The sequence below is a fragment of the Terriglobus albidus genome (genome assembly GCF_008000815.1).
Taxonomy (GTDB): domain Bacteria; phylum Acidobacteriota; class Terriglobia; order Terriglobales; family Acidobacteriaceae; genus Terriglobus; species Terriglobus albidus_A.
In genome coordinates this window covers 827,929-853,469 of record NZ_CP042806.1, presented here as the reverse complement: position 1 = coordinate 853,469, position 25,541 = coordinate 827,929, and the positions used below count along the sequence as shown (strand labels likewise).

The window sequence follows — 25,541 nt, the reverse complement described above, 5'->3', positions numbered from 1 at the left end:
AATTTGTCCTTACTTACCTGCTGTTACGTGGAAGCTCTTGTGCTCTGCCGCGGTGGCGTCGAAGCCTGCCCAGAGATCGAACTCACCGGGTTCGAGTACGACCTTCTTCGAAACCGGGCTCCAGTAGGAGAGCTCTTTGACTGGGATCTGTAGCTCGACGGTTTTGGTTTCGCCCGCGGCTAGCCATACCTTCTGGAAGGCCTTGAGCTCACGCACCGGACGTGCGGCGCTGCCGGCCCGCTGATGCGTATAGACCTGCACGACCTGTGCACCCGCCACCTTCGAGGTGTTCTCTACCGTGACGCGGGCGCAGATGGTCCCGTCGGTGTTGACCGAGTCGGCGTCGAGCGTCATGCCCTTCATGCGGATATCAGCGTAGCTGAGCCCATAGCCGAAGGGATAGAGCGGAGCGCTGGAGGCGTCCCAGTAGCGATGCTCTGTGTTGTCAGGATTCTGTGGAATGGATTGGTAGTAGTACAGCGGTTCCTGCCCGGACTCTCGTGGCCAGGTGACCGGCAGGTGTCCGCTGGGGTTGACCTTGCCGAGCAACAGGTTTGCCGCTGCGTGGCCGCCTTCGGTGCCGGGATACCAGATGTTCAGGATTGCGGGCACGTGCTGCTGCGCCCAGGTGATGTCGAGCGGACGGCCGGTCATCAGCACCAGCACCACAGGCTTGCCCAGCGCCACGACTGCTTCCAGTAATTTCTGTTGCTCGCCGGGAAGATTCAGGCGGGCACGCGATGCGGCCTCGCCGCTCATGGTCTGCGCTTCGCCCAACACCAGCACGGTGGCCTCGGCGTTGCGCGCGAGCTCGACTGCGTGCGCGAAGGCCTCGGCTTTAGCAGCGTCGGTCGTCAGCGTCGGCTTCTCGGGAACGACCTGCTCGTCGAAGATGGTGGCGGAGCCGCGCTCGATCTCGACACCAACTGCTGCGTCGATCCTGGTCTGCGGCAGAGACTCGCGCAGAGCTTCGAGTACGGTCACCGTATCGCGGCGGTCACCGTGGATGGCCCATGAGCCCATGGTGTCGAGCTTGCTGTCGGCAAGCGGGCCGATCACAGCCAGGTGCTTCAGATTGCTGTTGAGCGGCAACAGATGGCTTTCGTTCTTGAGCAGCACAGCGGTCTGTTCGGCTGCGGTGCGCGATGCGTTGCGCTCTTCGGCGGAGAGCGTCACCTGCTGGAAGTTCTTGAGGTCGACATATGGGTTCTCGAAGAGGCCCATGCGGTACTTGATCGTGAGGATCGGACGCACCAGCGCATCGATCTCCGACTCGGGAATCTTGCCCGACTTCACCGCCGCGGGAATCCACTTGCGATAGGTTGAGCCGGTCATCTCCATGTTCACGCCAGCCTGCACACCGCGGATGGCGGCGTCTTCTTCATCCTTCGCGAAGCCGTGGGTCTTCATGCTGCCGACCGACTCCCAGTCGCTGACGACGAAGCCTTTGAATCCCCACTCGTGCCGCAGCACATCGGTCAGCAGCCAGCGGTTGCCGGTTGCCGGCACGCCGTTGAGGTTCTGATAGGCAGACATCACGGTTGCCGCGCCTGCCTCGACGCCTGCCTTGTAGGGACGCAGGTAGACGTTCTGCAACTGCTCGTCGGAGATGTTGGTGCTGTCGTAGTCACGACCGCCTTCTGCCGCGCCGTAGCCTGCGAAGTGCTTTACCGAGACGAGGATGTGATCGGGAGCGCCGGCATACTTGCCCTGGAAGCCGCGCACCTGCGCTGCCGCCATCTGCTCGCCGAGATAGGGATCTTCGCCTGCGCCTTCCATGATGCGTCCCCAACGTGCGTCACGGGCGATATCGACCATGGGAGCGAAGGTCCAATGCACACCGGCGGCGCGCGCCTCACGTGCGGCCATCGATTGCGTGCGCTCGACCAGAGCGGGATCCCATGACGAGGCCATCGCCAGCGGCACCGGCATGATGGTGCGGAAGCCGTGGATGACGTCGTAGCCGAAGAGGATGGGGATATGCAGCCGCGACTCGGTCATCGCGATGCGCTGTAGAGCGTTGATGCGCTCGGGATCGGTGAAGAAGAGAAAGCTGCCGATGCCGTTCTTTGCCAGGGCATCGGCCTTCTCTTTGGGTGTGTACATGGGCTGGCCGGCGGCCTGCTCCATCTGCTCAACCTTTTCTTCCAGCGTCATTTGCCTTAGCAACGCGTCGACCTTCTTCTCGATCGCCGCGTCGTCCTTCGCGGTCTGTCCAGAGAGGCAGGCAGCAAGGGAAAACAGAAGAGCACCGGCGACGGCGCGGGGAAGGCGATTGGGAAGACGGTTCAGCATGAGCTCACTTTCTTTTCGTTAAGGTTCACTGCGTAAGCAGGCCATTCCACAAGGCCAACTCTTCGGCATGCGGACGCTGCGCGACGTGGCTGGGCACGTCGAGGATCATCGTTGTCTGTTTGTTGTTGTCGAAGGCCGGCCATCCTGACAGAGCTTCGCCCTTCAGGAAGGCAGTCCACGCCGTGTTCATGGTGCCCGCTAACGTCTTCGCATTGGCGGCTGCTTCCGGCGGGAGGTGGTTCCAGGCAAAGCGCAGGTCGTAGGAGTGGAAGGCCAGCCCTGCGTAGTGTCCTTCGCCGGGGAAGTCGAGGCGATAGAGGTACGTCTCATTGCCGCCGCCGGCATGCGCTTCGGCAACGCGCATGGTGGGTACCCAATACTCTTCTGCCGTCACGCTGCGGATGCGGCGCATCTCCGGCGAGAGATTGGGGTAGAGCTTCTTGTAAGCATGGTCGATGGGATGGAACTTTTCTACCGGCAGATTGCCGAGGTCCTGGCTGTCAGCATCCTTTGCCGGATGCGTTCCGATGAAGGAGGCGCTCTCATCGAGGTTGGTGCCGATCAGCAGGCGCTTCCCGCGTGTCGAGCCGCCTCGAATGGTGGCCAGCGGTGTCTGCTGGATGAGGTCGCCGTCGATCTCTACACGTAGCGGGAAGTGCACGGGCGAGGTGCGAATCATCCGCTCCTGCGCGACGATCAGCTCGCCGGGCGCGGCCTTGGTAATCGCGGCTCCGCCGCCAACTGCTCTCCATGCTGCGCCGAACTCGTCGGCGATCTGGTTGGCGCGATCTTTCGACCAGATGCGCTCGGCGCCGCCGCTCTCGGAGATCATCTGATGGAAGAGGCCGCTTGCAGAAGGAACACCCATCAGCAGGCAGGTGAGCTTCGCGCCCGCCGATTCACCGCCGATGGTTACCTTGTCTGGATCTCCGCCGAAGGCGGCTACGTTCTGCTTGACCCAGGTGAGCGACGCGATCAGGTCGCGCAGCGCATTATTCGCCGAGCCGCGATAGCTGCTGCCTAAAAGCGGCTCCATATCGAGGAAGCCGAAGACGCCGAGGCGATACGCCACCGTGATGACGACGATGCCGTTCTTTGCAAAGTTCGTTCCATCGAACATCGGATCGAACGAGCGTCCACCGGTAAAGCCGCCGCCGTGAATCCAGACATAAACCGAGAATGGCCCAGTCCCCTGCGGCGCCCAGATATTCAGATACAGGCAGTCTTCGCTCCGGCGATGACTTTTGTCCTGCTGCCAAGCGGCGGGAGCAAACTCGGTCGCGTTACGTACCTGCTTCCACGGAGTGACCGGCTGTGGTGCACGGAAACGGAGATCGCCAACAGGGGGCTGCGCAAAGGGAACACCGCGGAAGACGCGCACACCGTCGGTCTGCAACCCACGCAATGGGCCTGAGGGCGTCTTGAGGACGACCCCATTCGCGGTCTGCGCGGTGGCATAGCGCAGACCGCCGATGGCCAGTGCGGCCTGTTGAACAAACTCTCTCCGTGTCAGCATCGCAAGTATCCTGCGTCATTAGTTCGTGACGTAAATCATTTAGAGCTTTTGCCATCCGAAGCGTTGAAAAAGCAGGTCCTTCACATTCGTTCAGGATGACAACGTTTTGCTATGAACTTCAGATTCACCACACTAGAACCTTTCCTTAGAGTATTTTTCCTGTTGCTACGTATCCCGAAGGGAAGTGCAGCGGCGTTTTCATTGCGGAAAACGCCCATAGATGCGGAATCCCTACACTACACCTACAGAAAAAATCTCTCACCAGACGTAGGTTGCGACAGCGCCGGCGGCCAGCGAGGTATGGAAGGTCTTTCCATGGAAACGTACGCTTAAGTCACGCGCCTCCGCATCCGGGTTGCTGACCAGCAGAACATACTTTCCCTTGGGCGTGCGCAACACCACTTCGGCAGGGCAGCTTCCCTCGCACGATGAGCCGATACGAACTGAGCCCGGCGGCACAAACTTTGAGGCGTGGGCGGCGGTGTAGTGCGCCACCAGGCGCGTGACCTTGTCGCCGTCCAGCGTCAGCGAGCCTGAGCACATGGGGCAGCCGCCGTTGTTGGTGTGCGGCCCATTCTGCGGATCGGCGGCGAGGTTCCAGAGCAACACGTTACGGCTCCAGTTATTCAGTGCCCCAATCACCACGCGCGAGAAGGGACGCGCAATCGGCATCGGTTCCTTCGTCTTGTAAGCAACCACCATCTGTTCGGTGAAGTAGATGTTCTTCTGCGGATAGGCATCGTGTACTTGCGTCATGGCGCTAATGTCGCCGAGATACAGATGGAAGCCGGAGCCGTCGGTCACGGGGCCGGATTTTGCATCCTTGAGGACGGTCTCCGGATAGTTGGGATGGTCGCAGTTGTGATCGAAGGCGATGATCCTGGTTTGCAGACCGGCGATGTGTAAAGCCGGCCCCAGATGCTGACCGATGAACTCGGCCTCTTCGTCAGCGGTCATTACCAGGCTGGGTGTGTTCTTCGGATTCTCCGGCTCGTTCTGCACCGTCAGCGCGTCGATGGTGATGCCGTGCGCCTTCATGCCCTGGAGATACTTCACCCAGTACTGCGCGTAGACCGGGTAATACTCTTTCTTGAGGGCTCCGCCTTTTACGTTTTCGTTGGTCTTCATCCAGGACGGCGCGGTCCATGGAGAGGCGAGAATCTTGATCCTGGGATTGATGGCCAGGATCTCTTTCAGTACGGGGATGACATCCTTCTCATCCTCGGCGAGCGTGAAGTGTTTCAGCTCGGGATCGGTTTCACCGGTGGGCATGTCGTCGTAGGTGTAGACGTAGGCGTTCATGTCCGACGCGCCGACAGAGACACGGAGATACGACATACCGATCTGTCCGTCGCCGTTGCCGAAGAGCTCATGCAGCAAGGTATTGCGGGCCGCGGGAGTCATCTTCATCAGGAGCTGTGCGGAGCCGCCAGTCAGGGCGTGTCCGAAGCCGTCGATGGTCTGGAAACGTTTTGCATCATCGACCGAAATTATGGCGCCGGTGGCGGGGGTCTTGCTCCATTTCAGATCGGCTTCACGATGCAGGAGTGTGGCGCCGTCGCTGGTGGTGAGCCAGACCTGGGTGGGTTTTTGGGCGTGCATTGCGACGGTCAGCGAAAGTGCGAGGATTCCGAGCAGCGTGGTTTTCAATCGCATAGAGTTTGTTCTTTGGGACCTGGTGTCGTGGATCTAAGTTCCCGGCAAAATGTTGTCATCCTGAGCAAAGCGAAGGACCTGCTTTCTTCAACGCTTCGGATGGCAATGTCCTTCATGATTTATGTTCACGAACTTGTGGGACACCATGTCGATAAATTTCGTTTGAGTGCCCTCTTTGATTGCCGAACTATGGAGCGGGCCTTCAGCCCTTAGACTTTTATCTACTGCGTACCTGGGGCGTTGCCCCAGGCTGGTATGGAGCGCGCCTTCAGCGCTTATTGCCCGGCTCCGTCTATTATCCGGGGCCTTACCTTTTGGGATCCCTGAAGAGCCTTTGCCATCCGAACTGTTCAAAAAGCAGGTCCTTCACTTCTCCACCCCAGCCAGCGAAGCTGTCTGGGGACCCCGTTCGTTCAGGATGACAACATTTATGACAGTTCCTAACGAAAATCGAATTTGTCGATGCACATAAAAAATGAGAGGCGGGTCGTTGCAACACCCGCCTCTCAGGCCAGGAGATCAGAACGAGAAGCGACCCATGAGCTGGATGGCTCGCCCGCCGACGAACAGGTTGGTTGAGGTGATCTTTCCGAAGTTTCCGTTGGTGATGGAAGTATTCGGATTCGCGAAGACCGGGTGGTTCAGTACGTTGGTTGCGTCGGCACGCAGCTCAAACTTGTACTGCTCCTTGTAGAGGTTGAAGGTCTTTCCGAGCGAGGTGTTGAAGCTCACCATGCCGGGGCCGTAGACGTTGTTGCGATGGAAGTTGCCGAAGGTTCCGTTCGCAGGGATGATGTACGCCGCGTTGGTGTCAGGGCCCACCTTCTGACCGCTCTGGCTGATGTAGGTGGTGTTGAACCAGTGGTCGCGGGTGCGGTCCGACAGCGTGGGGCTGCTGGCCCAGTTCGGATACATGTTGCCCGAACCGGCATAGGTCTGCGCCAACGTGGTCGGAATGGTGACGGTCATCGGGTTACCGGACTGCAGCACATAGGTAGTGGAAAGCTGCCATCCACCGACGGCCTGATCAACCAGGTAGTTGTTGTTCAGGAAGCGCTGTCCCTTGCCGAAAGGAAGCACATAGATCGCATCTCCCTTGAAGGCGTTGCGAACATCGAAGTTCGAGGGACCGTAGTTGGCTCCCACGTCATACGAGTTCTGGTAGGTGGTGGTGCCGTTACGGCTGCCCCATGCTGACGAGTCGAACTCGTTGAGGAACTTCGACCACACATAGCTGGCATCGAAGGACAGGCTGTGGGTCAGACGCTTCTGAAGGGTGGCCTGCAGCGAGTTGTAGTTGGCGTCGGAGTTGAAGGTGCTTCCGTTGATGGAGGTGAACTGTGGGAACGGACGGAACTGCTGATCGACGACAGCCAGCTTGTCGACCGGCACCTGGTTGATGTCGCGGCTGAAGGTCAGGTTGACCGAGCGGCTGCCTACATAGGCGAGGCTCGCCTTCATGTCGGTGCCGATCTGCTTTTCCACCGTGATGTTGTACTGGTGAATCTTCGTCACCGGCGTGTGCTGGTTGGTGAAGTTGACACCCTGTCCGTTGTACGCGCCTGAATCCGTCGTCGGTCCGATGTACGGGAACTGCGGATTCGCAGCTGACAGCTTACCGACCGCGGTCTGACCGTTGCTGGTATCCGACAGCGATCCCTTGAAGCCGAAGGCCGAGCCCTCGTCGCTACCGTAGGTATCCAGGCTCCACAGGTAGGCATACAGACCGTAGCCGCCGCGGATGACAAAGCCGGGCTGGTACTGCCAGGCAAAGCCCACGCGCGGAAGCACGGTGTCATAGACGTTGTTCTGCAACTGCGAGCGTCCGTTCGCCTTGGTGCCCGCGTACCACATGCCGCCCAGTGTGTTGGTGACGCTGTTGGTCACGTTGGGATCGAAGGTACGCTGGTTGTTCTTGGTGTCAGACCAGCCTTCCATGATCTGGTAGCGCAGGCCGAGGTTGACGGTGAGGTTCGGCGTCAGCTTCCAGTCGTCCTGGATGAACATCTGCGGAGCCTTCTGGCGTCCGGCAAACTCAGGAGTGACCTGTGCCGACCAGCTGTTGATCTGCTCGGTATAGAGATCGGCCCAGGCATTGCCGGTAGAGGCCTGATTGCCGCCCGCCGCCGTCTGGCAGTAGGTGCACTGCGTGTACACGCCGGTGAAACCGAGCGTCGATCCGTTGATGTTGCCGTATGCGGTCGAGTTGTCCTGGAAGATCATGTACTCGCCGCCGACGTGAAGGATGTGCTTGCCGCGAATCATGGTCACCACGTCCGACGGATCGTAGTTGTGCTCCTTGTAGGTGAAGGGCGAGAGCGGCTGGTTGATGCCTGAGTAGGACGAGATGTTGAAGGTCGGAATGATGTCGAACTTCAGGTAGGGCAGACCCAGCGACGGTCCAAGGCCGGAGCCCTGTGTATCCGGAATGAAGAAGTTGAGCTGGTTGGTGTAACCCAGGCGCGCCTCGTTGATGGTGTGCGAGCTGATGTTCCACACGTCGGTGATCTGCGAGTTATAGCTGCTGACGTCGCCTGTCATACACACAAGGGGGCATCCCAGGCCGTTGACGTAACGCGCCGGGTTGTCACGCTCGGTGACCGATCCGGTCAGGCGGTTCGTCGGCGAGATGTCGTAATCGAAGCGGCCGAAGAAGCGGCTGTAGGGATTGCTGGAACGCAGGTTGTAGTAGTAGTTGTTCGTCGCAACACCGGTGGTCGGGCTGACGGTCATGTTTGACCCGTTGTAGTTGGCCTTCGGATACAGCGCCAGTACCTTCGCGGCCGTCGCAGAGATGGGCACCTGGTTGTTCGCGAACTGGGTGCGCTTGATGTAGGTCTTTCCGCCGACCGTGACCTGCGTCGTGGTGTTCGGATCATAGACCGGAGCCATGCCGGAGAAGTCGCCGCGGCGCATCGCATCGGTGGGTACGGTCTGGTAGCCGGTGCTGGCGCTCAGGCTGATGGTGCGGTCGTAGTTGAAGTAGAAGAACAAGCGGTTCTTACCGCCCAGCGACTGCGGCAGCCATACCGGTCCGCCGATCGATCCGCCGAAGTCGTGATAACGACGGTAAGGCTTCGAGGTCTGGTAGAAGCTGCGAGCGTTCACCGCATCGTTCTGTGCGTACTCGTACAGCGCTCCGTGGAAGGTAGAGCTTCCGCCCTTGCTGATCTGGTTCATGATCACGCCGCCGGTACCGAACTGTGCGGAGAAGGCCGAGGTATTGACCTGCACCTCCTGCACCGTCTCGAAGGTCGACACGTCGGCATTGCCGGAGTGCGACAGAGCGGACGAGGCGCCGTCCGCCAGCACAGCGTTGTAGGGCAGGTTGCCGTTTACCGAGTAGGCCTGACCGGTGTTGGTGGTGCCGGAGGTCGAGGTCGCGGTCGCGCCCGGAATCAGCTTGATGAAGTTCTGCCAATCAGGGGTGGGGTTCGGCAGCTTCGACAGAACCTTGCTCTCGAGCGTGGTGGACTGTTCGCCGGTCTCGGTCTGAATCAGCGGAACATCTTCAGCCACAACGACCGAGGTCTCAGTGGTGCCTACCTTGAGCTGTGCGTTCACCGTGATGACGCCGACCTGCAGGGTGATCTGCGAGCGAACGTAGCTGGCGAAGCCTTGCTTGGCGACGGTGACCTGGTAGTTGTCGGTAACGATCGGGCCGGTGTCGTACAGACCGGATGTGTCTGTGGTGTAGGTAGTGGTGACGCCCTTGTCCTTATCGAGAACAGTGACGGTTGCTCCGGCGATCACGGCTCCTGTCGGATCAGTGACCACACCGCGGATATCGCCTGCATTCGCATTCTGAGCCTCTGCCGAGTACGTCGCCAGAGAAAGTAAAAGAACGCCCGCTGCAGCAAGCTGCTTGCGAGAGATTGACATATCGTGCCTCCAAATGAGCAGGATCCGTGCGCCATGAACAATCGATTGTTTTGAAAATGCATATTTCTCCACTCATGAAGACAATCGATTGTTTGTGAGAGACGCAGGTCTGCCGGCAGTCATTAGAGGCTTTGGCTTACAGCCCTGTCAAGGCCTAAAGTATTTTTCCTGCAGGTGTCATGTAGGGTTCCCGCATCTATGGGCGTTTTCCGCAATGAAAACGCCGCCGCACGCCCCTTCCGGTATACCCAGCAGCAGGAAAAATGCTTTATTTCGCAGAGGCGCGCCCGACCGGATACCGGTACGGCGCCCGTCCAGTGGACTCACGAATGATCAATTCCGGCTCAACCGCGATGTCATCGCCGTCCCGCTCGCCTTTGAGACGACTAAAGAGGACCTTGGCGGCGGTTTCACCCATCTCCTGCAGCGGCTGGCGGATGGTGGTGATCGATGGCCGGGCGAAGACAGAGACGCGGATGTCGTCAAAGCCGATGATCGAAACATCTTCCGGCACGCGCAGGCCGGCGTCGCCTACCGCACGGATGGCGCCCAGGGCGGCGATGTCGTTGAAGCAGACGATGGCGGTAAAGTCGCGCGACTGCTTCATCAGCTTCTGCACCACGGTGTAGCCCAGCTCCGGTGAGGTGATGTCGCGGTCGAGCTGCATCACCAGACCTTCGGGGATGGAGATCTTGAAGTGCTTTGCCGCCTGCGACATTGCCTTCCAGCGGCTTTCGGAGTCGGAGCTGAAAGCCTGTCCGCGGATGAAGGCGATGCGCTTGTGTCCGAGGTCGCGGAGGTGGCGCATGGTCAGCTCGGCGGCGTGATCGTGGTTCAGCATCACGTTAGTGATGCCGGGGATATGCGCATGACCGGCGACGGCAACACAGGGCACCTGCAGCGACCTGGTCAGGTGCGTATCGATGGCGATGAAGCCCTGTACGCCGCGCGAGATCAGCATCTCGATGTAGGCTTCGGTCTTCTCTTCGCTGTGGCGGTGCTGCGCGATCAGGTAGGAGTACTGATTGCGCTCCAGCTCACTGGCGACGCCGCTCAGTACCTGGGCGTGGTACTCCTCGCCGACCAGCGGCAGAAGAATGCCGAAGGTGCGTGTGTCCTGCTGGCGCAGCGATCGGGCGAGCAGGCTGGGGCTGTAGTTGAACTCTTTGGCGGCGTCCTTGATACGCTGGCGCGTGGCCGGCGAGATGGAGCGGCCGGGCACGTCGTTCAGCACCACGGAGACGGTGGAGGGGTCGACCTTCAGGAAAGCGGCAAGCTCCTTGAGGCTGATGCGTTTTCCCGCGACGGACGGCTTTGCCGGCGCCGGCTTGCGACCACGACCTTTTGTCGATTCAGACACTCTTGACTAGACCAGGAAACACTTTCAAAAAGTAGAAGGCCGGCTGGCTGACAACCGGCCCGCTCTCAGTATGCAGAATTCTTGCAGCGCAGGGCGCATCTCTTTTCGACGGACCTTCCTGCGGGTCCGGCTACAGCGCTTAGGGCGCATCGGCAAATTTGCCTTTACTGAAGAACTATAGAGCGGGCCTTTCAGCCCTTTAACAATCCTGTGGGCACCAAACCTGGGGCGTTGCCCCAGGCTGATATAGAGCGCGCTTTTCACCCCAATGAACAAGTTCATTGGGGACCCCGGCCTTCAGCGCTTACACCTACCGTCACTTTGTCATCCTGAGCAAAGCGAAGGACCCGCTTCTAAAGGAGCTTCCCGACCTCGGGTGCCCCACCCTCGGGGTCCCCAACGAACTATGTTCGTTGGGGTGAACACTCGCAACGCTAGGGTGAGTTAGGAATACCCCAACTTCTGGCAAAGCTCAATCGGATTCCTCACGCAGTGGTGGCGCTGATCAGGACAAAGCTGACGCTGGTCTTGGTGACGCGCTTGTGCGGGGTCATGCGGGGGATGAAGAAGTAGTCGCCCTTCTTGAGCGTGACGGCGGTGGCGCCTTCGGAGTCAGGGCAGAGGAACTCACCCGGCTTGGTCTGACGCGGATTCTTCGGGGTTCCGCCGACATAGTAAGTCGCCTCGCCATCGAGGATCTGGAAGACATGGTCACGGGTCTGGTGATACTCAAATTCGGGAGCGGACTTGGCGACCTCGTTGGTCAGCACCATAGTCACGGCGGTTCCCTTGCCATCGACCAGGTCCTTGTTGCCCGGCTTCTGGTGGACAGCCTGCAGCAGCTCCGCCAACTTCTCCGCAGTGATCGGCTGAAAGGCTACCGGAGGTCCTGAAGGAGCGGCCTGCGCGGCGGCGTCTTTGGAGGACAGGGCAGCAGCGCCCAAGCCAAGCGCAGCAGCAGACGCGGAACCGAGGAACGAACGGCGGGACGAACGTGTCTTCATGGGTGAAAGCCTCTTTTCGAGCATCAGAGTATCAGGTTGAGGAAATGATGGGCATTTGGTGGTCGGAGAATCAGATACCCACGCTAATGATTCTTGAGCCGCGACTGGTCGCCAGCTTACAATCAGTTTCCTCTGAACTGAGTTCTCCATGCGCCTGCCGGATTTGGATCATAATTGGCCACGTTATGTCCTACCCACAGGCGCGTCGCTGTCGTTGTCGGACGGATTTCTTCCCGATCCGGAAGGTCGTTATGAGCAATACTCCAATCCGGGTTTGCTCACCCTAGGAGAATTCTTCAACCAGCGTTGCTGCATTCTTTTAGGGGATGCCGGCATCGGGAAATCAGATGTCCTTCGAAAGGAGTATGAACGGGTTCGGAAAAGCGCGCCGCAACCCGAAAACGTGATCTTCTGTTCCCTTCGAGACTTCGGTTCAGACGTAACGGCGGAACAGTTTCTCGCCTCGCCGGCTATTGCGACATGGATCACTGACGATAAAGCCGAACTCTTTCTATTCCTCGACAGCCTCGACGAGGCTCTGCTCAGGGTGGATACTTGGTCCACTCTTTTAACTAGGGCGCTAGGGAAATGGCCGGTCCAACGGCTTTGGTTTCGCATTACGTGTAGACCGGCGTTCTGGCCAGATTCCCTCGAGCTCGCTCTTTCAATGGGGTTTGGGAACAACCCCAGTAAGGCGAATCTTGCGCCGCTACGCCAACGCGACGTCGAAAGCGCTGCCCTGGAACACTCTATCCAGTCAAACAGCTTATTGAACGAGATCCGGCGCGCCAATGCGGCGACGTTTGCAGCTCGACCACTAACGCTGAAAATGATCCTCGGCATCTTCACCGAGCAAAACCGGCTTCCTGCTACTCACGTAGCAATGTATCAACAGGGCTGCCGATATCTGGCAAGTGAGCATAATATCGACGTGCTTGAAGGGCATCGCCTGACGAGCGTTCCGATCGATCGAAGGATGGTGATTGTCGAACGTATCGCAGCGATGAGTGTGTTCTGCGATCGGCGCCTCCTTCAACACCCAAACGCTGCTGAAGTTCTCCTACCCGAAGGCACCCTAACGGCATCCGAAATCTGCTCGATTGATGTGACGCCCACTGAATTACGCGAGGTGCTGGCGTCAGCTTTATTCAGCTTCCTGAGCCCTAATGTCTTGGTATGGACCAATTGGAGCTACGCAGAATTTCTCGCGGCCTCGTGGTGTATCTCGCAGCAACTAACGACAGCCAGCATCCGGAATCTGATCTCTGTTGCTGGGGACCAAGGCACAGGCATACCCCAGCAATTGTCATCGACCGCGATATGGATAGGCGAACTTCGACGCGAGTTGCAGCGCCATCTTGTTGAATTGAACCCTAGTTTGCTCCTGTTCATTGACGAAGACGCAGTCAACACGGCCATTCTGCCGAGACTGGTGAAGCATTCGATTGAAAGAAAGACGACGTGGGAGTTGGCATCGCAGGTTTCCTCGTATGCTCACCGCTTCAAGTATCCAGGTATCGTCAAGCAGCTATCTAAGTACATCCGTCGTCCACGGAAAGACTGGGAGTGCTCAACAGCACTCCATATTGCCATAGCATGTGACCTCTCGGAACTGAGCGATGAGCTTGTCACGCTCGTCGAAAACAAGAAGGCGTCATTAGATTTGCGACAGCTTGCCGCATCGGCCATCGCGCAGACGGGGACGAAAGAAGCGCGGAAGGCTATTCGGCGCTTCGCGGCTGATCCTGTGATCGAAGATGTCAACGACAACCTTAAAGGATGCGCGCTTTCGGCTAACTGGCCCGGCAACTTCACCCTCACAGAACTGATGCCACTGCTGACGCCACCGCGTAATCCTCATCACGCCGGTGGATATGAAATCTTTCTGGTGAAATTCGCGAACGAACTGGAAGCGACTCTGCCAACAGCCGACCGTCTGATTTTGATGCGCTGGGCACAGCAAGATTGGCTGGCTGGAAGCCGGAATGCTTACTTTGATCCCATCATTGACAGGATCATGGTGGTGGCTTGGGAGGGCGTTCAAGACGCTGCGGTCCGAAGAGCTTTTGTTGCATCGTTACTGCACCGTCTCCGCAGCCACCTGTCCGGATTCCCGGAAGGGATTGGGCTGCGGTCGCGGAATCAGTGGCCGGAACGCTTGACGCGGGATGGCGAACGTCGAACTCTTGTGCTGCGCTCGGCGATCCTTTCCGTCGAGAATTCCCCTTACATCTTGCGGAGGGTTTTCGAAGCGCTGCTTGTGGGAGCGACCGATTCTGATCAGCTACTGGAGATGGCCCGCGAAGGCGATGACGCGCTGCGCAAAAAAATTAGCACCATTTTTTTCATGTTAGGCCGAGAGCATCCGGCTGCCCTGGCCGCAATTTATCGGGGAACCCAAGAGGGTGTCATTGATGCGTTCCTTGCCCAGGTGCTCAGCGTAGAGCTTGGATCAACGACGGCTCAACAGTTACAGAACGAGTATGGGCGCGGAGACCGTCAGGCGCGTGCCCGCCATAACAAGATCGAAGAGAAGTTAGAAACGCTCAATCAACTCTTGGATAGAAGCGAAGGAGGTGAACCCAACGCGTGGTTTTCTATCTGGGACTCAATACTTGTGGCAGATTGGCCTGACGTTCACAGTTGGGGAGGAGCTTCGAGACTCGAGCAATTGACCTGCTGGATCTATTTCGATAACCAGACGCGTGCTCGTCTCTACTTGGCAGCGCAACGTTGCCTATTGAATGGCACTCGGCCACCACCCGATTTTCTCGGTCGGACCGGATGGCCAGGTTGGGCTGCGGCCGAGTTTGCTGCACTGCTAAATACAGTCGAGAACAGTCCGGCCGATCTTCTAGGCGTCGATGACGATGTGTGGCAGCGCTGGTCTACCTTGGCCATATGGTATGCATTTACAGGAACGAACAGGCGCGATCGAGACTTTCGTAACTTTCTCGCACAACGACTACCGCCATTTATAGCCGCAATGGAACAGGTCCTGAGTTTGTACATTCCCGCAGGCAGCTGCCATTCCATTGTGGATGGTCTGCGCTTCAACTGGGCGGCGGAAATCACACGCTTCATGTTGGAACAGACTCGGCGCATCGACCTCGCTAACTCTTGTTGGGATACACTCGTCGCGCTTGGCTTTACCGAAGCACAGCAACTCTTTGAAGAGTACCTTTGGCAAGAATTTAGGCGGTTATGCATCTATTTCGGTAAAAGCAGAGATGAGCGCTTGGTTACAATCGTCGCGCTCTTATTGCGCTACGCAAAGCCCGGAACTTGGACTGCGCTGAGGGATCTAATTTTTGCAGAACCCTCGATTGGCCAGCAGGCGATTGGTCGCGCCGGAGACGTATCGCAAGAAAATAACTGGCTGAAACAAATGGGAGATGGTGAAGTCGCTGAGCTATATATATGGATGAACCGGCAATTCCCGGCAAATATCGGACAAATTCAAGGCGCAACATTCTTCGCCGGGCCGGTGACAATTCGGATGTTGCGCGAGTCGGCACTGGTGAGCATGCGCAGCCGAGGCAACCTCAAGGTTTTCCGCTCCGTGTTACAAGCCCTCCCCGAAGTAGGATGGCTACGCGCTCAACTGGCATACGTTGAAGAAGCGCACTTCCATCGCCGGTGGCAAGTTGAAACATCCGAAGGGCTCTTGCGCATGGCCGCGGAGAACGGCATCCCTTGGTATCTGAAGAAAAAGTCCCAGATTATCCTATTCATTGTCGGCTTCCTAAGCCTTGCCGTCGGAATCGCCAGCTTCATCACTGCGGATGGGACATGGCGTTTCGTGGTGTTGATTCTTTGCAGCGCGATTTTCCTCATCCTCGCCGGTTCTGTGATCCGCTTAAAAATGCTGGATCGAAGACCCAAGCAGTAGCGAGTGGAGATGACTGGTAATCACGAGGCGAGAAGAGGCTGAGCAATATCTCATTTCGGAATTCAAAGATGAGAATCGATTCTTGTCAGCAATTGACCTGATGTCGAGAGCAGATTTCGCCAAAAGTCACCTTTGACTCACCCTACGAATGAAGGCGTTTCGATATTTCGGGAGCTAGTTTTTCCAGTACCTTCATGCCGTTGTCGCTGTTGGTCATCAGGACGAAGCCTGAGCGGTCTGCTGCGCAGGCTTCTGCGATGCACTGGAAGCCGGGGTTCGCGCCGTCGTGTCCGAAGTAGACGCGTTTCGGTGTGCGCGCGATGCGCCAGCCGAGTCCCCATGCGATGGTGTAATCGTCTGCCTTGCTGACTTCGATCTGGGGAGTTGTCATCTCTCGCAGGCTGGCTGCACTGAGGTGATGATCGTCCTGTGGTTTGGGATCGATGATCTGCATCAGGAACTTTGCGTAGTCGGCAGGAGTAGTGATGAGTCCACCGGCGGCGCCATAGCGCGCGAGATCGGTGGCTCGGCTGGTTCCATAGGGTAATGGGTTTCCGTTTGCGTCATGGGGACGTGCGCGGCGTTTGGCGGGCTTGAAATTCAAGGTATAGCCGCTGGAGGTCATGCCCAATGGTTTGATGACCCGGGATTCCATGGTTTCGCCGAAGTCGGTTGCGCAGACCTTTACTCCTGCTTCGAACTGATCGCACTGCTTCGGGTCAGTGTGGCCGATGAGATCGGTGATGACCGATTGAAGGTAGCAGTATCCCTCGCCGGAGTAGGACCATCGCTCTCCGGGGTTGAATGCGATTCTTAATGGCTGGTCCGGCGAGCGCCAGTCGGGGACGAGGCCGCTGGAGTGCGAGAGGATGTGTCGGGCGGTGATGCGGTTGATGCGGGGATCGCCTTCGATGATTCGCCGGCTGGTGTAGGTGGTGAGCGGCGTATCGAGCGAGAGTGTGCGCTGCTCACATAGCTTCAGGACCAGATAGGCGAAGACGGGTTTGCTCATGGAGGCGGCTTCGAAGAGTGTGTTGCTGTCGACAGGAGCGCCCGATGCGCGATCGGTGACGCCGAAGCCCTGGAGCCAGATGATTTGGCTGTTTTTGAAGACTGCGAGGGAGAGGCCTGGGACGTTGTTGGACTTCAGGAAGGTGGGGATTTGGGTTTCGAGGTTTTTGAGTTGGGATTGTGATTGGGCGGACGAAAGCGATGCCGCCGGCAGGAGGCGGAGGAAGGTTCTTCGGTTCATTGGGCCTCCGCTGGAATTGTGGCGTGACCATGATAGCGGGTGGCTCGATTGTTGATGGCGGCCACGGGTTTGTTGGAGGGTTGGAGGATTGCCCTCAGCGGTTAAAACCGCTTTTCTTCTTGCTCAATTTACGGGACGGCTGAAGCCGTCCCCTTAAGCAATACATTCGCACCTTTGGTGCGAACTGGCTGCACTGTGTGCAGCGGGAAAAACGGGTCCTTCACTTCGTTCAGCGGATGACAACCCAAAAAGCGGTTCGCGCTCCGCGCGAATGCCCAGGTCCCCCAGGGACCCGGGGCACCCGGATTCGTAGCTCAGGATGACAACATCTGTGAGGCCCACGCTGGAATTCTGGCGTGACTCATAGCGGAACGGCCGTCGCGACTAGACTGTTGATGGCGGCTGCGATCCTTCTGAGTGTAGTCCGCCGTGGAACGTGCAGAGGACACCGTCTTATGCAGCCCCTTCCCGAGAGACCCGCGATTCATAGCGCTCCGCGGTTCTATGTCAGTGAGCGGCAACCGATACGGCGTTCTGCCGTGTTGCTCGCGATGGTGATGGCGGTTGTTGTGCTGTTCGCGGTTGCTTATGCCCTGCGTCACAATGGGCACATTCGTTTCCGTCCGGACAGTGATGAGGTCTCGCGTTCCTCCGGTGGTGGTGCTTCGGCGAGGTCGCATGATGACGAGAACGACGATCCGAACCAGATCGATACCATTGTGCTTTCCGATCCGGCCGATGCTCCGGCGCCGGCGCGTAAGGGCGATTATGTGAGCCCGGTTCACCCTACGCTGCTGGTTCATCTGCCTCGTTATGGGAACCAGACGGGGCTTATTCCTGACAGTCCGGCGGGGCATCTGCTTTATAAGTGGCTTGCGGCTTTCAACCAGGCGAGTGCGCCGGCGCTGGCTGAGGCTGTTCCCACGCCGGCGAGCGAAGAGGTGGTTGCCGCGCAGATGGATTTGCGGGAGCAGACGGGTGGGTTTGCTCTTCTGTCGGCGAAAGAGGTTCAGCCTGGGGTGCTGGTCTTTCGGCTTCAGAGCCAGAAGCCGCCGGCATTTGAGGTGCTGGGGACGCTGCAGGTGCGGGCCGGGTCGGATCCGGCGAGTGTTGCTAGCTTTAGTTTGCGTGGGGTTGAGGCGGCGGCGGGGAAGTGAGCTGTGTGTGATATTCCCACATCTGCTCCGCAGATATTGATGGGATAAGGAAGAAGGCTTCAGCGAAGATCGAGATAGGTAAGGGTTAGAGGACTGACCTATCGGGAAGATCAGGAGAAGCCTTCTTATGCAGATTGTAGGTTGTGATTTCCATCCGCAGTGGCAGCAGGTTTCATTTTTAGATCAGGAGACTGGCGAGTACCGGGAAGCGAAGCTGGTCAACGGGGACGGGGAGGCGGAGCGGTTCTACCGGTCGTTGTCTCCAGGAGCGCTTGTAGGGATCGAGTCGTGCGGCAACGCGCAGTGGTTTATTGATCTGCTAGGCAGTCTGGGTCACACGGTGTGGGTCGGAGATGCGGCGAAGATCCGAGCCAGCTATGTACGGAAGCAGAAGACGGACCGCCGGGATGCGGACCATATCCTGAAGCTGCTGGTGGAGGACCGGTTTCCGCGGTTGTGGACGCCTTCAGCCAAGCAGCGGGATCTTCGTCAGCTGCTGATCCACCGACACAAGCTGGTGGAGATCCGGACCCGGGTGAAGAACGGGCTGCAGCACCTGGCGATGAACCGTGGCGTACAGAAGCAGTCGCGGCTGTGGAGCGTTCGGGGGAGGGCTGAGTTGGAAAAGCTTCCTCTGGAGGGCTGGAGTGCCCGGCGACGGGAGGATCTGCTGGAGCTGATGAAGGGTCTGGATCAGCAGATCAAGGAGCTGGATGAGGCAGTCGTGCAGGCGGCCAGGGAGGATGCGAAGGCGGAGCTGTTGATGAGCCAGCCGGGAGTCGGTCCGATCACGGCGATGGCCTTCGTACTGACGATCGGCGATGTGAGCCGGTTCGAGTACAGCGGGAAGGTCGCCAGCTATCTGGGCCTGATCCCCAGCGAATACACCTCGGGCGGCAAGCGCAAACTGGGAGCCATCAGCAAGCAGGGTAACCGGTTCATGCGCCAGTTGCTGGTGGAAGCAGCACAGACGGCCTGCCGGCTGGATGAGGGATTTCGAAAGCAGTATCAGGCTCGCTGCCACCACAAGCCGAAAGCAGTGGCCAAGGTGGCGGCAGCAAGGAGGTTAGCAGTGCGACTCTACTGGATGCTCAGGCTGAACAAACGCTATCCAGAGATCGCCCATATCGAGAGCAGCTCGGGGGTGCCCCTGGCCATCCATGGTCGTGACGTTGAGTGAGCGCTCTCGCATCCAGCACAGGCTGGATGTCCGCATAGAAGCATCATGGCCTGTTTCATACGGTCGAATCGATGGTTGGTGGGGCTAGGCCCCACAGAGATGTGATGCAGCGTTGAGTTACCCCAGAAGACACCGGTCCTCTAACCCCTTGCCTCTGGACTCTCAAACGGTGCTCCCGCATCGAATAATGACGTACGCTCTTTTTACCCCTTGACACAGTCTTCTTCCTTATCGATGGCCATCCATGGTCGTGACGTTGAGTGAGCGCTTTCGCATCCAGCACAGGCTGGATGTCCGCATAGAAGCATCATGGCCTGTTTTATACGGTCGAATCGATGGTTGGTGGGGCTAGGCCCCACAGAGATGTGATGCAGCGTTGAGTTACCCCAGAAGACACCGGTCCTCTAACCCCTTGCCTCTGGACTCTCAAACGGTGCTCTCGCATCGAATAATGACGTACGCTCTTTTTACCCCTTGACACAGTCTTCTTCCTTAACGTCGGGTCCGCGCTCTACGTGGCTTTGCGCTGGAACGAGGTCTTCTTGGCGACGTTGCCCTTTGCTTTGAAACCGCCGGTAGCGCCGGCGCTGCCAGGCTTGGCGCCTGCGGCCTTGCCTTTCATCTTCTCAAGCATCGCCTGCAGCTTCTGCTCTTTGGGGCTTAGGCCAGTTTTGCGAAGGGGTGCTTTGGGAACAAGATCATGACTCATAGGGAAGATCGTACACCGGTGCGGCAGCGATCACAGCCGCGACTTCGCCTCCCGCACCCTGGCAATCGCTTCATCTCCGGTTGCTCCGACGGCAGAGAGGTGACCCATCTTGCGGCCGCGGCGCGGCTTCAGCTTTTCGTAGAGATGCAGGCGCACTCCCGGGACGGCCAAGGCTGCATCGAAGTGCGGCTGACGCTCGTTGCCCTGCTCATCGAGCCAGACCTCGCCCAGCAGATTGACGATCGCTGCGGGCTCTACCAGGGAGACATCACCGAGAGGCAGATCGCAGACAGCGCGAATCGCCTGTTCGAACTGGCCGGTCACGCAGGCGCGCTCGCTCTGGTGGTAGCTGTTGTGCGGCCGCGGAGCCAGTTCGTTGATCAGCAGCTTGCCGTCTTTGGTGACGAACATCTCCACCGCCAGCAGGCCTTCGAGCTGGAAGGTATCGGCCAGCGCCTCCCCGATCTGGCGCGCCTGGCGATCGAGCTCATGCGGTATCGGGGCGGGGATCACGCTCCAGACCAGGATCTGGTTCTCATGCACGTTGCCGGCGGCGGGAAAGACCTTCACCTCGCCGCTGGGCGAGCGCGAGACCATGACCGAGATCTCCTGCTCGAGATCGACTGCCTTTTCGACGACGCAGTCGGTCTCGCCGACGGCGAGCCAGGCATCGCGGATGGAGCCATCGGAGACCTCTTCGGGATACATGCGGGCCTGTCCACGGCCGTCGTAGCCGCCGCGGGCGCTCTTGATGAAGCAGTCACCGCCCAGCTCCATCACTGCGCTGGACAACTCTTCCAGGCTACGGACGCCGCGGAAGGGACCGACGGGGAAGCCCATCTTCTGCAGCCAGGTCTTCTGTTCAATTTTGTCCTGGATGATGGCGAGCATCTGCGCTCCGGGGCGCACCGGCGCAAAGCGCGAGGCCATCGCCATGCTCTCAGGTGAGATCTGCTCGATCTCGAGCGTGACCACGTCGCATCCGCGAGCAAGGTTACCGGCCTCCCAGTCATCGCGCCAGCTTGCTTCAATCACCTTGTCGACCACATAAGCGGCGGGGCAGGCGGGATCGGGATCGAGGACGTGAATCTTGTAGCCGAAGGAGCGTGCGGCCATGGCCATCATGCGGCCGAGCTGTCCACCGCCGAAGATGCCGACGGTCTTACCGGGAAGAATTGCGCTCACGCCTCGTCCTCCAGGGACTCAGCCAGGACGGCGGCGGTGCGTGCGGCACGCCATGCCTTGAGCTTCTCGCGCAGAGCGTCGTCGGTAGTGGCCAGGATCGCGACAGCCAGCAGCCCGGCGTTCATGGCTCCGGCTTCTCCGATAGCGAGCGTGCCGACGGGAACCCCTTTGGGCATCTGGACGATCGAGAGCAGCGAATCGGTGCCCTGCAACATAGTCGCAGGCACGGGAACTCCAAGCACGGGAACGACGGTCTTGGCCGCCAGCATTCCGGGCAGATGCGCGGCGCCGCCGGCGCCGGCGACGATGACACGCAGGCCCCGCGTTTCGGCGGTAGCGGCGTACTCCATCAGGAGATCCGGTGTTCGATGGGCGGAGACGACACGCGCCTCACAGGGAACGCCAAACTCCTGCAACACAGTAACGGCAGCCTTCATGACCTTGTAGTCACTGCGGCTGCCCATCACCACTCCAACCAGCGGCGAGGTGCTCATGGGCCTGATGATATCAGTGTGGATCGTGTGGGTTACGGTTCCACAGGGGAGGGGAGAAATTGAAGGATTGAATAACGGAATAATTGAATGATGGCCTTGGGTTCAGTGCATACCGAAAGAAATCATTCAATCATTCAATAAACCAATCATTCAATTCCCTCAACCATTCAACTCTCGTCTGGCCGTCTCGGCCAGACGCGGCAAATCACTGACCGTCAGCACACGGATTGCCTCGCGTTCCATGGTTTCGACGCCGAAGCGGTAGCGTTCCGCGGCTTCGCCTTCGGTGGTCTCGTCGACCTGGCGGAGCGGCTCGACCACGGCGGTCAGCTCGAGTCCGGCGTTTTCCACGCGTTGCACACCCTCGCGCAAAGAGGTTGAGGAGAACGCCAGCACCTTGGCGGCTTCCAGATCGCCTTCGAGGGACACGGCGTGAAACATACGGACGATGCCATTCGGCCGGTAGCCGCAGTCGATCTTCAGCGGATCTCCGGGACGCGTGTAGGCGGAAGCGGCGATGCGTTTCCGCATCAGCTCCCAGACGCCGGCGCGTTCGAACTCGCCACGCATGGCGGCTGCAATGGCGGCTCGGCCGGTGCGGCGGCGGGCCGCCGGCAGCTTTCGGGAATCGACGTAGAGCTGCATCAACTGCTCCAGCTCCGCGGGCACACTCTCGGCCAGCGTCGCCCGGGCCTCGGTGATGCGAATGCTGTTGGAAAAGGTATCCTCCAGCACAGTCATCACCGGCTTGGGATCGGTGGCGCTGGTGCGCAGGCGAAGTGCGATCTCAGCCTCCATCGCCTCCAGCATCGCGGTATCGGCGTCCGGATCGATGCAGCGCACGCGGCTCCAGTCACGCGTGAAACGCACCACGGCCTCTTCCGGCCGAGCCGCCTCGCGCAGCAACACACCGATGTTCACGAACTCGTCCTTCACCGCATCCGGCACATAGCGCAGCAGAAAGAACTCGCAGGGAACCCGCTCCATCACTTACCTCTTCTTTAGAACCTTCTGCACATGCAAGACCAAAGCATCTTCGCGGAATGGTCTTCCTCTGTGCTCCAGTCGAAATCCCCGCATCATTCCTCAACAAAACTCACATGACATAACCGGACTCCGAGAACTGGCGGGGTACGGGAACCTTCACGCCCTCGATCCAGTTCGGGAAGGGGTTTCGATCTGATTCCCGAAACTGCACGATCAACTCTCTTACTCTTCCACGCCGCGTCAGCAAGCCCGCGATCAACTCCTCCAGGGCATCCGTATCGCCCCCGTACCATTCGGGCGGAATCTCTTCGGCGATCTTCCAGGCTGTGTTCGGGTCCATGGTCTCGATGCGATGCAGCCAGGGGTCGAAGCTCTGCCATCCGGTCACGCCTTCGTAGACGGTGTTGCGCAGATAGACGCCCCGCAGCGGCGGATCGCGATAGACCCAGTCACCGGCGCCGAAGCAGAAACCCTGGTCAATGAAGGTCGCGCGGTACTTGCGCTCCCGGGGTTTGCGATGAAAGACGGCCTGGCGTCCGTTAATGTTGCCGGTCCACTTGTCGATGGCGAGCATGCCGGCAAACTCGCCGAGGTTCCGGACCTCGCGGAGCTGCTCCTCGGGCAGGTAGTCGACGACCTGTCCGGGCAGAAGCCCGCCAACGAACTGCGAGCCGAAGTTCAGGCCGGCGCAACAGCGTTCCCGCTTGTTTCTCCCGAGCTCGATCCACATCTGCGGTGAGTTTTCGACCAGCCACGGCGTGACCTCGATGACCTCGCATGTGGGAACGCTCAGCCCGGCGTGGGCGGCCAGCCGTGTCGCGAGGAACTCGTTGACCAGGATGCGAAGGTGCTGGGCGTTGTTGCGGAACTTCACGACCCAGAGCTGGCCGTCGGCGCCGAGCATGAGCTGGCTCTGGGCGCCTCCGCGCATCCGCCGTATCGCCTGCACTGCCAGAACCGCCAACCTGATCTGCTCTCCCTCGTAGGTGTTTCGCCAGCATAGAGCATTTTCCTTGAAGGTGGATTCTTCCGGGATACCCCGCAACGGGGAAAGCGCTCTAAAAGAGCGCGGGTTTGCATTTCCTTTTTGGAGTTCTACACTTGATTTCTATGGATCAGAGTCTTGGAGCCCGCCGTAACGAAGACATCGCGCTGGACCTTATGAAGTTCATCGCGAACACCATCCAAATCGCCAAGCCCGCCGCCGCCTCCACTGGTTTCGGCGCCTCGACGGCGCCACATAAAACGGAAGAACAGGTCACCCAGATTCTGGACCTGTACGCCCGCTGCAAGAAGGCTGTGGAAGGCTAAGGTACGTGCTTCAGATCGCAGTCATAGGCGCCGGAGTCTTCGGCAAGAACCACATCCGTATCTATCGCGAGCTTCCCGGGGTTCACCTCGCCGCCGTGGTTGACCCGGCCGTCACCCTGGAAGACACCCCGGTCTTTGCCAGCGTGGACGAGCTGCTGGCCAGCGGCATTCCCATCGATTGTGCTTCGGTCTGTGTCCCCACGGTGGCGCATGCGCAGGTGGCGTCACAGCTTCTGCGCGCCGGCATCGACTGCCTGATCGAAAAGCCCTTTGCTGCATCTCTGGCGGAGGCGGACCAGGTGCTTGCGCTCGCCGGGCAGTATGGCCGCATCGTGCAGATCGGTCATCTGGAGCGGTTCAATCCGGCGGTGACGGCGACGATGCCCATCCTGACCAAGCCCATGTTCTTCGAGTCGCACCGCCTCAGCGTCTTTACGCCGCGGTCGCTCGATGTGGATGTGGTGCTGGACCTGATGATCCACGATCTCGACATCGTTCTAACGATGGTGAATGCACCGGTGACAGAGGTGCGCGCCGTCGGGCTGCCGGTGCTGTCGCCGAAGGTCGATATCGCGAATGTCCGTCTGGAGTTTGCCACCGGCTGCGTCGCGAACTTTACCGCCAGCCGGGTCTCGACGGAACGCGTGCGTAAGCTGCGCTACTTCCAGCCGCGCCAGTATGTCTCACTCGATTTCGCCCGGCAGGACCTGCTGGTGATCGATGTCGCCGACCCCGCCGCGGCCATCGCTGCGTTTACCCAGGGCGCCGGGTTGCAGCATCCCTCCGCAGGGCTTTCGCTGCGCAAACTGCCGGTCGAGAACGGTGAGCCGCTGAAGCTGGAGATCGAATCGTTCCTGACATCGGTACAGACACGGCAAGAGCCGCGTGTGACCGGGCAGCAGGGACGCGCTGCATTGGAACTGGCGCTGGAGATTAATCAGATGATCGCCCAGCATGCCGAGCGGGCGGGGCTTTTATGAGGGTTTCCTGCAAAGGTGAAGCGGGTCCTTTGCCTGCGGCTCAGGATGACAAAGTGAGAACGTTACGCTTTGCTTCCGAGCAGGTGACAGGTCAGAACAGCAGGTCCTTCGCTACGCTCAGGATGACAACCCATAATTTATGATTTGTCATCCTGAGTGTAGGCGTAGCCGAAGCGAAGGACCTGCTTTTCTTTTGCAGGATGTTATGGTGAATCACCAGCAGACTTAGATAGCAGATCGTGCCGAAAGAAGAGCATCACTACTACGTCTATATCCTCGCGAGTCGGTCTCGAACGCTTTATATCGGGGTCACGAATCAATTGGTCCGTCGTATTGGGGCACATCGCGATGGCTCTGGGAGTGCGTTCACCACCGGTATAACATCTACCGGCCGGTCTACTTTGAGCACTTCACTGATATCCGAATGGCAATCCGCCGCGAGAAACAGATCAAGGGATGGCTGCGGTCAAAAAAGATTGCTTTGATCGAGCAAAAGAACCCGACATGGGAGGATTTATATCCTAGTTTGTTCGTACGGCTCCCTGTTCCGCAGTATCAGGAGCCAGCGGCAGAAAAGAGTTCTGAAGAGTAAGAATCCTGCAAAGGTGAAGCAGGTCCTTCGCTCCGGCTACGCCTACACTCAGGATGACAAACCATAAAATTATCGGTTGTAGCAAGAAT

At 58.9% G+C, this 25,541-nt stretch carries 18 protein-coding genes; 6 read left to right on the top strand and 12 right to left on the bottom strand.

Going from position 1 to position 25,541, the window contains the following annotated elements; translation table 11 throughout:
• Positions 1–9: 9 nt before the first annotated feature.
• From bglX to FTW19_RS03535, 6 genes are all read right to left on the bottom strand, one after another.
• Positions 10–2,295, bottom strand: coding sequence for a beta-glucosidase BglX (bglX, locus tag FTW19_RS03560; protein WP_147646363.1), 2,286 nt, complete (start codon positions 2,293–2,295; stop codon positions 10–12).
• A gap of 25 nt (positions 2,296–2,320) precedes the next feature.
• Positions 2,321–3,811 carry a carboxylesterase/lipase family protein gene (locus FTW19_RS03555; protein ID WP_246153552.1) on the bottom strand — a complete coding sequence of 497 codons (1,491 nt, stop codon included), beginning with the start codon at positions 3,809–3,811 and terminating at the stop codon, positions 2,321–2,323.
• A 258-nt stretch (positions 3,812–4,069) separates the two neighbouring features.
• The gene (locus tag FTW19_RS03550; RefSeq protein ID WP_147646362.1) at positions 4,070–5,467 is read right to left on the bottom strand and encodes a glycoside hydrolase family 30 protein; all 1,398 of its coding nucleotides are present in this window, start codon (positions 5,465–5,467) and stop codon (positions 4,070–4,072) included.
• Between the two features lie 519 nt (positions 5,468–5,986).
• Positions 5,987–9,349: a TonB-dependent receptor gene (locus FTW19_RS03545; protein WP_147646361.1), complete on the bottom strand. Its 3,363-nt coding sequence runs from the start codon at positions 9,347–9,349 to the stop codon at positions 5,987–5,989.
• 268 nt (positions 9,350–9,617) lie between these two features.
• Positions 9,618–10,709 (bottom strand): LacI family DNA-binding transcriptional regulator, encoded by a 1,092-nt coding sequence (locus FTW19_RS03540; RefSeq protein WP_246153551.1) that lies wholly within the window; start codon positions 10,707–10,709, stop codon positions 9,618–9,620.
• Positions 10,710–11,194: 485 nt separating this feature from the next.
• Positions 11,195–11,713 (bottom strand): cupin domain-containing protein, encoded by a 519-nt coding sequence (locus FTW19_RS03535; RefSeq protein WP_147646360.1) that lies wholly within the window; start codon positions 11,711–11,713, stop codon positions 11,195–11,197.
• A 148-nt stretch (positions 11,714–11,861) separates the two neighbouring features.
• On the opposite strand from FTW19_RS03535, the gene FTW19_RS03530 reads away from it, so the two are divergent.
• Positions 11,862–15,605 carry an NACHT domain-containing protein gene (locus FTW19_RS03530; protein WP_147646359.1) on the top strand — a complete coding sequence of 1,248 codons (3,744 nt, stop codon included), beginning with the start codon at positions 11,862–11,864 and terminating at the stop codon, positions 15,603–15,605.
• A 142-nt stretch (positions 15,606–15,747) separates the two neighbouring features.
• Here FTW19_RS03530 and FTW19_RS03525 read toward each other — a convergent pair whose 3' ends face one another.
• Positions 15,748–16,857: a serine hydrolase domain-containing protein gene (locus tag FTW19_RS03525; RefSeq protein ID WP_147646358.1), complete on the bottom strand. Its 1,110-nt coding sequence runs from the start codon at positions 16,855–16,857 to the stop codon at positions 15,748–15,750.
• Positions 16,858–17,312: 455 nt separating this feature from the next.
• Between FTW19_RS03525 and FTW19_RS03520 the strand changes: the two genes are divergently transcribed.
• Both FTW19_RS03520 and FTW19_RS03515 read left to right on the top strand, forming a co-directional pair.
• Positions 17,313–18,014 (top strand): hypothetical protein, encoded by a 702-nt coding sequence (locus tag FTW19_RS03520; RefSeq protein ID WP_147646357.1) that lies wholly within the window; start codon positions 17,313–17,315, stop codon positions 18,012–18,014.
• Between the two features lie 127 nt (positions 18,015–18,141).
• Positions 18,142–19,194, top strand: a complete 1,053-nt coding sequence (locus tag FTW19_RS03515) for an IS110 family transposase (protein ID WP_147645765.1) — start codon at positions 18,142–18,144, stop codon at positions 19,192–19,194.
• Positions 19,195–19,705: 511 nt separating this feature from the next.
• Here the strand turns inward: FTW19_RS03515 and FTW19_RS03510 are convergent.
• The 5 genes from FTW19_RS03510 to FTW19_RS03490 form a co-directional block, all read right to left on the bottom strand.
• Complete coding sequence (locus FTW19_RS03510) at positions 19,706–19,903, bottom strand: hypothetical protein (RefSeq protein WP_147646356.1); 198 nt, start codon at positions 19,901–19,903, stop codon at positions 19,706–19,708.
• Positions 19,904–19,933: 30 nt separating this feature from the next.
• Positions 19,934–21,088, bottom strand: coding sequence for a 5-(carboxyamino)imidazole ribonucleotide synthase (gene purK, locus FTW19_RS03505; RefSeq protein WP_147646355.1), 1,155 nt, complete (start codon positions 21,086–21,088; stop codon positions 19,934–19,936).
• Positions 21,085–21,582, bottom strand: a complete 498-nt coding sequence (gene purE, locus FTW19_RS03500; RefSeq protein WP_147646354.1) for a 5-(carboxyamino)imidazole ribonucleotide mutase — start codon at positions 21,580–21,582, stop codon at positions 21,085–21,087. Before purE ends, purK begins: the two co-directional genes overlap by 4 nt.
• A gap of 159 nt (positions 21,583–21,741) precedes the next feature.
• Entirely contained in the window at positions 21,742–22,569 is an 828-nt protein-coding gene (locus FTW19_RS03495) for a DUF3037 domain-containing protein (protein WP_348641841.1), read from the bottom strand.
• Positions 22,570–22,678: 109 nt separating this feature from the next.
• Complete coding sequence (locus FTW19_RS03490; RefSeq protein WP_187143234.1) at positions 22,679–23,533, bottom strand: HipA family kinase; 855 nt, start codon at positions 23,531–23,533, stop codon at positions 22,679–22,681.
• A gap of 146 nt (positions 23,534–23,679) precedes the next feature.
• On the opposite strand from FTW19_RS03490, the gene FTW19_RS03485 reads away from it, so the two are divergent.
• From FTW19_RS03485 to FTW19_RS03475, 3 genes are all read left to right on the top strand, one after another.
• A complete protein-coding gene (locus FTW19_RS03485; protein ID WP_147650445.1) occupies positions 23,680–23,880 on the top strand; it encodes a hypothetical protein in 201 nt (66 codons plus the stop codon).
• A gap of 5 nt (positions 23,881–23,885) precedes the next feature.
• Positions 23,886–24,860, top strand: a complete 975-nt coding sequence (locus tag FTW19_RS03480; protein ID WP_147646352.1) for a Gfo/Idh/MocA family protein — start codon at positions 23,886–23,888, stop codon at positions 24,858–24,860.
• 239 nt (positions 24,861–25,099) lie between these two features.
• Positions 25,100–25,345: a GIY-YIG nuclease family protein gene (locus FTW19_RS03475; RefSeq protein ID WP_246153550.1), complete on the top strand. Its 246-nt coding sequence runs from the start codon at positions 25,100–25,102 to the stop codon at positions 25,343–25,345.
• The last annotated feature ends 196 nt before the right edge of the window (positions 25,346–25,541 follow it).